6 protein-coding genes are annotated in these 7,184 nt (G+C 65.8%); all 6 read left to right on the top strand.

Going from position 1 to position 7,184, the window contains the following annotated elements:
* Positions 1-1,165 (top strand): UDP-N-acetylmuramoyl-L-alanine--D-glutamate ligase (murD, locus tag EN780_RS23350; RefSeq protein WP_128275446.1); only part of this gene is annotated, 1,165 nt, incomplete at its 5' end.
* A complete protein-coding gene (ftsW, locus tag EN780_RS23345) occupies positions 1,165-2,316 on the top strand; it encodes a putative lipid II flippase FtsW (protein WP_128275445.1) in 1,152 nt (383 codons plus the stop codon). The genes murD and ftsW, both read left to right, overlap by 1 nt.
* A 1-nt stretch (position 2,317) precedes the next feature.
* Complete coding sequence (murG, locus tag EN780_RS23340) at positions 2,318-3,445, top strand: undecaprenyldiphospho-muramoylpentapeptide beta-N-acetylglucosaminyltransferase (protein WP_128275444.1); 1,128 nt, start codon at positions 2,318-2,320, stop codon at positions 3,443-3,445.
* Positions 3,442-4,848 carry a UDP-N-acetylmuramate--L-alanine ligase gene (gene murC, locus EN780_RS23335; protein WP_127286009.1) on the top strand — a complete coding sequence of 469 codons (1,407 nt, stop codon included), beginning with the start codon at positions 3,442-3,444 and terminating at the stop codon, positions 4,846-4,848. Before murG ends, murC begins: the two co-directional genes overlap by 4 nt.
* The gene (gene murB / locus EN780_RS23330) at positions 4,845-5,810 is read left to right on the top strand and encodes a UDP-N-acetylmuramate dehydrogenase (RefSeq protein ID WP_127309910.1); all 966 of its coding nucleotides are present in this window, start codon (positions 4,845-4,847) and stop codon (positions 5,808-5,810) included. The genes murC and murB overlap by 4 nt, the downstream gene beginning before the upstream one ends.
* A 372-nt stretch (positions 5,811-6,182) precedes the next feature.
* Complete coding sequence (locus EN780_RS23325) at positions 6,183-7,109, top strand: D-alanine--D-alanine ligase (protein WP_127287350.1); 927 nt, start codon at positions 6,183-6,185, stop codon at positions 7,107-7,109.
* The last annotated feature ends 75 nt before the right edge of the window (positions 7,110-7,184 follow it).

Here is a 7,184-nt window from a genome sequence, read left to right as displayed (position 1 = left end):
TCCGAAGCCACACTGGACAGTGGAGCTGGCGCGCGGCGCCGGCGTCGAGGTCATCGGCGACATCGAGCTGTTCTGCCGCGAGCGCGTCCTGCGGGCGCCGGCGGCGCCTTTCGTCGCGATTACCGGCACCAACGGCAAATCGACGACCACGGCGCTGACCGCCCACATCCTGAAATCGGCAGGTCGCGACACGCAGATGGGCGGCAATATCGGTCGCGCCATCATGACGCTCGATCCGCCGGCAGAGGGGCGGCACTATGTCGTCGAATGCTCCTCCTATCAGATCGACCTCGCGCCCTCGATCAATCCGACGGCCGGCATCCTGCTCAACCTGACGCCCGATCACCTCGACCGTCACGGCACCATGGCGCACTACGCCTCGATCAAGGAGCGGCTGGTGGCCGGCAGCGAGACGGCAATCGTCGGCGTCGACGACTCCTGGTGCGCGCAGATCGCCGACCGGCTGGAGCGGGCGGGCAGGGAGGTCATCCGCATTTCCAAGCGGCTGCCGCTGACCGACGGCTATTTCGCCGATGGCAGCAACCTGATGGAAGCCGTGCATGGCCGCTACAGCCGCGTCGCCTTCCTGGAAGGCATCGGCTCGCTGCGCGGCCAGCACAATGCGCAGAATGCGCTGGCCGCGGTCGCCGCCTGCCTCAAGGTCGGGCTGGACCTCGGCGAGATCCAGGCGGGGCTGGAAAGCTTCCCCGGGCTGGCGCATCGCATGGAGCAGGTCGGCCGCAAGGACCATGTGCTGTTCATCAACGATTCCAAGGCGACCAATGCCGATGCGGCGGCTCCAGCCCTGTCGAGTTTCAGCCGTATCTACTGGATCGCCGGCGGCCTGCCCAAGGAGGGCGGCATCGAGCCGCTGCGCGGCTTCTTCCCGCGCATCGCCAAGGCCTATCTGATCGGCGAGGCGGCGCCCGCCTTCTCGGCGACGCTGGGCGAGGCGGTGCCCTACGAGATCTCCGGCACGCTGGCGGCGGCGGTCGAGCATGCCGCCCACGATGCCGCCCTTGACGATGGCGGCGAGGCGGTGGTGCTGCTGTCGCCCGCCTGCGCCAGTTTCGACCAGTTCAAGAATTTCGAAGTGCGCGGCGAAGCCTTCAGGCAAGCTGCGAGCGCTATAGATGGCGTGAAACCCATCGGAGGGCCACGTTAATGCAAAGCCGTCTCGACAAAAGTCCGGTAGCCACCTGGTGGTGGACGATCGATCGCTGGTTCCTGGCGGCGTTCCTGTCGCTGATGGGTCTGGGCATCGTGCTCTCCTTTGCGGCGAGCCCGGCGGTGGCCGAACGCATCGGCCTCGACAGCTTCCATTTCGCCACCAGGCAGATCATCTTTACGGTGCCTGCGCTCGGCGTGATGCTCGCGGTCTCGTTCCTGGAATCGCGGCAGATCCGGCGCATGGCGCTGGTGATCCTGTGCATCATGCTGGTGCTGATGGTGGCGGTGCTCTATGTCGGCGTCGAGGTCAAAGGCGCGCGGCGCTGGGTCTCGCTCGCCGGCCTCTCCATCCAGCCGTCGGAATTCCTGAAGCCGGCCTTCGTCATCGTCTGCGCCTGGCTGTTCGCCGAACACAAGCGCCAGCCCGACATTCCCGGCAATCTGTTTGCCCTGCTGCTGCTGGTGCTGGTCGTCTCGCTGCTGGTCGCCCAGCCGGACCTCGGCCAGACCATGCTGGTGACCGGCACCTGGGGGGTCATGTTCTTCATGGCGGGCCTGCCGTGGCTGTGGATCATCGCGCTCGGCGTCACCGGCGTCAGCGGCCTGTTCGCCGCCTATACCGTGTTTCCGCATGTCGCCGCCCGCATCGACAAGTTCCTGACCGGTGAGGGCGACACCTTCCAGGTCGACATGGGGCGCGAGGCGCTGATCAACGGCCATTGGTTCGGCGTCGGTCCGGGCGAAGGGACGGTCAAGCGGGTCATTCCCGATAGCCACGCCGACTTCGTCTTTTCGGTCGCCGGCGAGGAGTTCGGGCTGGTGATGTGCTTCTTCATCATGTCGATCTTCGCCTTCATCGTGCTGCGCGGCCTCAACACCGCGCTCAAGGAGCACGACGACTTCACGCGCTATGCCGTTGGCGGTCTGGTCACGGTCTTCGGCCTGCAGTCGGCCATCAACATGTGCGTCAACCTGCAGCTGATGCCGGCCAAGGGCATGACGCTGCCGTTCATCTCCTATGGCGGCTCCTCGCAGATCGCCATCGCCATCTCGATGGGCATGGTGCTGGCCTTGACGCGCAGACGGCCCGAGAAGCGCAAGCAGATGGTTTTTTCCTTCCCGCAGCGCGCCATGCCGGCGGAGTGAAATGTCGCGGGGTGTGATTCTTCTGGCGGCGGGCGGCACGGGCGGACATCTCTTCCCGGCCGAAGCGCTGGCGCATGAGCTCAACGAGCGCGGCTGGAAGGTGCATCTGGCCACCGATCATCGCGCCGAGCGCTATTCCGGCCAGTTCCCGGCCGTCAACATCCATCCGATCCAATCGGCGACCCTCGGCTCGAAGAACCCGCTGGCGGTGCTGTCGGCCTTGTGGGCGATCTGGCGCGGCGTGCGGCAGGCCTCCGCCGTCATCACCAGGATCAAGCCGGAAGCCGTCGTCGGCTTTGGCGGCTATCCGACATTGCCGCCGCTTTACGCAGCGACACGGCGCAAGGTGCCGTCATTGATCCATGAGCAGAACGCGGTGATGGGCCGCGCCAACAGGGCGCTGGCCGGCCGCGTCGACGCCATCGCCGGCGGCTTCCTGCCGGAGGACGAAAGTGCTGCCGGCGCCAAGACGGTGACCACCGGCAATCCGGTCAGGCCGCAGATCCTGGAGGCGGCGAAGACGCCTTACGTGGCTGCGACCGGCGAGGAGCCGTTCCGCTTCCTGGTGTTCGGCGGCAGCCAGGGCGCGCAGTTCTTCTCCGACGCGGTGCCGACGGCTGTCGGACTCTTGCCGGAGGCTCAGCGCAGGCGGCTGGCGATCACCCAGCAGGCGCGGGCCGAGGACGTGGCGCGGGTCAAGGCGGCCTACGCCGCGCTGGGCGTCGACGCGCAGGTGTCGCCCTTCTTCACCGACATGGCGGCGCGGATCGCGGCGGCGCATCTGGTGATGTCGCGCTCCGGCGCCTCGACAGTGTCGGAAATCGCCGTCATCGGCCGGCCGGCGCTGCTGGTGCCCTATCCGCACGCGCTCGACCACGACCAGGCGGCGAATGCCGCGGCGCTGGCCGCCGCCGGTGGGGCCGAGGTGCACCCGCAATCCACGCTGTCCGCCGAGCGCATCGCGGCGCTTGTCGGTGGGCTGATGGGCGATCCCGACAGGCTGTCGGCCATGGCCGCGGCCGCCCGGTCGGCCGGAAAACCGAACGCGGCGCGGTTGCTCGCCGATCTGACAGAGGCTATTGCGTCCAAAAAAACCGTTTCGGACTTCAGGAAGGGGACGCAAGCATGAAGATGCCGCAGACCATCGGCCTTGTGCATTTCATCGGCATTGGCGGCATCGGCATGAGCGGCATTGCCGAGGTGCTGCACAATCTGGGCTACAAGGTGCAGGGTTCCGACCAGGCCGACGGCGCCAATGTGCAACGGCTACGCGACAAGGGCATCGAATGTTTCGTCGGCCACAAGGCGGAAAACCTTGGCGATGCCGAGGTGGTTGTCGTCTCGACCGCGATCAAGAAATCCAATCCCGAGCTCAAGGCCGCGCGCGAGAAGCTGCTGCCGGTCGTGCGCCGCGCCGAGATGCTGGCCGAACTGATGCGCTTCCGCCAGGCGGTGGCGATCGGCGGCACGCATGGCAAGACCACGACGACCTCGATGGTGGCGACGCTGCTCGAGGCCGGCGGGCTCGACCCGACTGTCATCAATGGCGGCATCATCAACGCCTATGGCACCAATGCCCGCATGGGCGACGGCGAATGGATGGTGGTCGAGGCCGACGAGAGCGACGGCACCTTCCTGAAGCTGCCGGCCGATATCGCCGTCGTCACCAACATCGATCCCGAGCACCTCGACCACTACGGCAGTTTCGACAATGTCCGCGAGGCGTTTCGCCAGTTCGTCGAGAATGTGCCGTTCTACGGCTTCGGCGTGATGTGCACCGACCATCCGGAGGTGCAGGCGCTGGTCGGCCGCATCGAGGACCGGCGCGTCATCACCTATGGCGAGAACGCGCAGGCCGACGTGCGCTTCACCAATCATCGCATGGCGGGCGCGACCTCCGAGTTCGACGTGGTGATCCGCGACCGCAAGGGGCGTGGCCAGACGACGATCGCCGATCTGCGCCTGCCGATGCCCGGCCGCCACAATGTCTCCAACGCGACGGCGGCGATCGCGGTCGCGCATGAGCTCGGCCTGTCCGCCGAGGCGATCAAGAAGGGCCTGTCGTCCTTCGCCGGCGTCAAGCGGCGCTTCACCCATACCGGCACCTGGAATGGCGTCGACATCTTCGACGATTACGGCCACCATCCGGTCGAGATCACGGCAGTGCTGAAGGCGGCGCGCAGCGCCACCAAGGGCCGCGTCATCGCCATTGCGCAACCGCACCGCTACACCCGCCTGCACGACCTGTTCAATGAGTTCTCCGTCTGCTTCAACGACGCCGACACGGTGATGGTGGCGCCGGTCTATGCGGCAGGCGAGGAGCCGATCGAAGGGGTGACGTCGGACGCGCTGGTGTCGCGCATCCGCGCCGGCGGCCATCGCGATGCGCGCTATGTCGAAGGCCCGGCGGCGATCGCGCCGGCCATACGCGATCTGGCAAAGCCCGGCGACTTCGTCGTCTTCCTCGGCGCCGGCAACATCACGCAGTGGGCCTATGCGCTGCCCAAGGAACTCGGTGGAAGCGTCTCATGATGCGCGGCCAGCCCCTGATCGACAAGCTTGGCGACCGGCTGGCCGGCCTGCGCGGCCGCGTCACGCCCAACGCCGAGATGGACAAGATCACCTGGTTCCGCGCCGGCGGCCTGGCGGACGCGCTGTTCCAGCCGGCCGACGAGGAGGACCTCGCCGCCTTCCTGCGCGCCGTGCCGGAGGAAATCCCGCTGACCATCGTCGGCGTCGGCTCGAACCTCCTGGTGCGCGACGGCGGCATTCCCGGTTTCGTCATCCGGCTCTCGGCCAAGGGCTTCGGCGAGGCGGAAGTCGTTTCGCCGACCACGATCAGGGCCGGCGCCGCAACGCCCGACAAGCGCCTCGCGGCCGTCGCCTACGAGGCGGGGATCGGCGGCTTCCATTTCTACCACGGCATTCCCGGGGCCGTCGGCGGTGCGCTGAGGATGAACGCCGGCGCCAATGGCGTCGAGACGCGCGAACGCGTCGTCGAGGTGCGGGCGCTCGACCGCAAGGGCAATCTTCACACGCTCAGCAATGCCGACATGGGCTATGCCTATCGGCATTCGGCGGCGCCTTCGGGGCTGATCTTCACCTCGGCGCTGTTCGAGGGGCATCCGGAAGACCAGGCGACGATCAAGGCGGCGATGGACGCGGTGCAGAACCATCGCGAGACGGTGCAGCCGATCCGCGAGAAGACCGGCGGCTCGACCTTCAAGAATCCGGAGGGCACCTCGGCCTGGAAGGAGATCGACAAGGCCGGCTGCCGTGGCTTGATGATCGGCGGCGCGCAGATGTCGCCGATGCATTGCAATTTCATGATCAACACCGGCACCGCGACCGGCTACGACCTCGAATATCTCGGCGAGACCGTGCGCGCGCGGGTGCTCGAGAATTCGGGCGTCCGGCTGCATTGGGAAATCAAGCGCCTCGGCGATTTCCGGCCGGGCCACGCCGTGCAGGAATTCCTGGGACAACTGCTCTAGTCTAAGCCTCGCCGGCATTCAGGCGAGCCGGCCGAAGCTCGATCCCAGCGGATCTCCGCCGCGTGCCGAAGTTCAAGTAATACTTTAACTTCGGCGTCCGCAACGGCCTCCGAACCGTTGCCGCAAAGACTCTACGGCACACTTTTCGCGGCCGTTTTCACGGAAAGTGAATCTCTCGGAATCTTAAGGACTTGCCAGCGAATCAACTCTCTGATTCTCTGGCCTCAAGCGTTTCCTGATTTGAGTCGTTCGACGCGTCGGTCGCGTTTTCCGTCTGGGGGGGGCAACCTGCCGGAAGACTCGGACTCACTGTGCGGGAATGCTGGTGTGGAAATGTCAGTCGCGGCCCGCCGTGAGAGGGGATGACGGGAGATGAAGAACAAGCATGTGGCCGTCCTGCTCGGTGGTTTTTCGTCGGAGCGGCCCGTGTCCCTGTCCTCGGGGAAGGCATGTGCGGATGCGCTCGAGAATGAAGGCTATCGCGTCACCCGGGTCGACGTTGCGCGCGATGTCGGCTCCGTGCTTGCCGCGCTCAAGCCTGACGTTGCCTTCAATGCGCTGCACGGTCCGTTCGGTGAGGACGGCACCATTCAGGGTGTCCTCGAATATCTCGAAATCCCCTACACGCATTCCGGCGTGCTTGCCTCGGCGCTGGCCATGAACAAGGAGCAGGCCAAGAAAGTCGCCAAGGCAGCCGGCATCCTAGTGGCGGAATCGAAGGTGGCCAACCGCTTCGCCATCCAGAACAAGCATCCGATGAAGCCGCCCTACGTGGTGAAGCCGGTCAACGAAGGATCGAGCTTCGGCGTCGTCATCGTCCATGAAGGGCAGTCGCATCCGCCGCAGGTCATCGGCTCGTCCGAATGGAAATATGGCGACACCGTCATGGTCGAGCGCTACATCCACGGGCGCGAGCTGACCTGCGCGGTGATGGGCGACGTCGCGCTCGGCGTCTGCGAGATCATCCCGACCGGCCACTCCTTCTACGATTACGATTCGAAATACGTGGCGGGCGGATCAAAACACGAAACCCCTGCTAAAATTTCACCGAATATTTACCAAAAAATACAGACACTGGCGCTTAAGGCTCACCAAGCTATCGGTTGCCGGGGCGTCTCCCGGTCGGACTTCCGTTACGACGACCGTCACTCCGAGAACGGCGAGGTTGTCTGGCTCGAGATCAACACCCAGCCGGGCATGACGCCGACGTCTCTGGTGCCTGAAATCGCCGCTCATGCGGGGCATTCGTTCGGCGAACTGTTGAGTTGGATGGTGGAGGACGCTTCGTGTCTGCGTTGAGGTGGGGACAGGGCAAGGGGGCGGGTGTCGGGCCGGCGCCGTTCGGCCTTTCGCTGTCGTTCGACCATTTCGTGC

This window comes from Mesorhizobium sp. M4B.F.Ca.ET.089.01.1.1 (assembly GCF_004022605.1).
Taxonomy (GTDB): domain Bacteria; phylum Pseudomonadota; class Alphaproteobacteria; order Rhizobiales; family Rhizobiaceae; genus Mesorhizobium; species Mesorhizobium abyssinicae.
The sequence above is the reverse complement of the archived record's forward strand: the minus strand, read 5'-3'. Positions and strand labels throughout refer to the sequence as shown.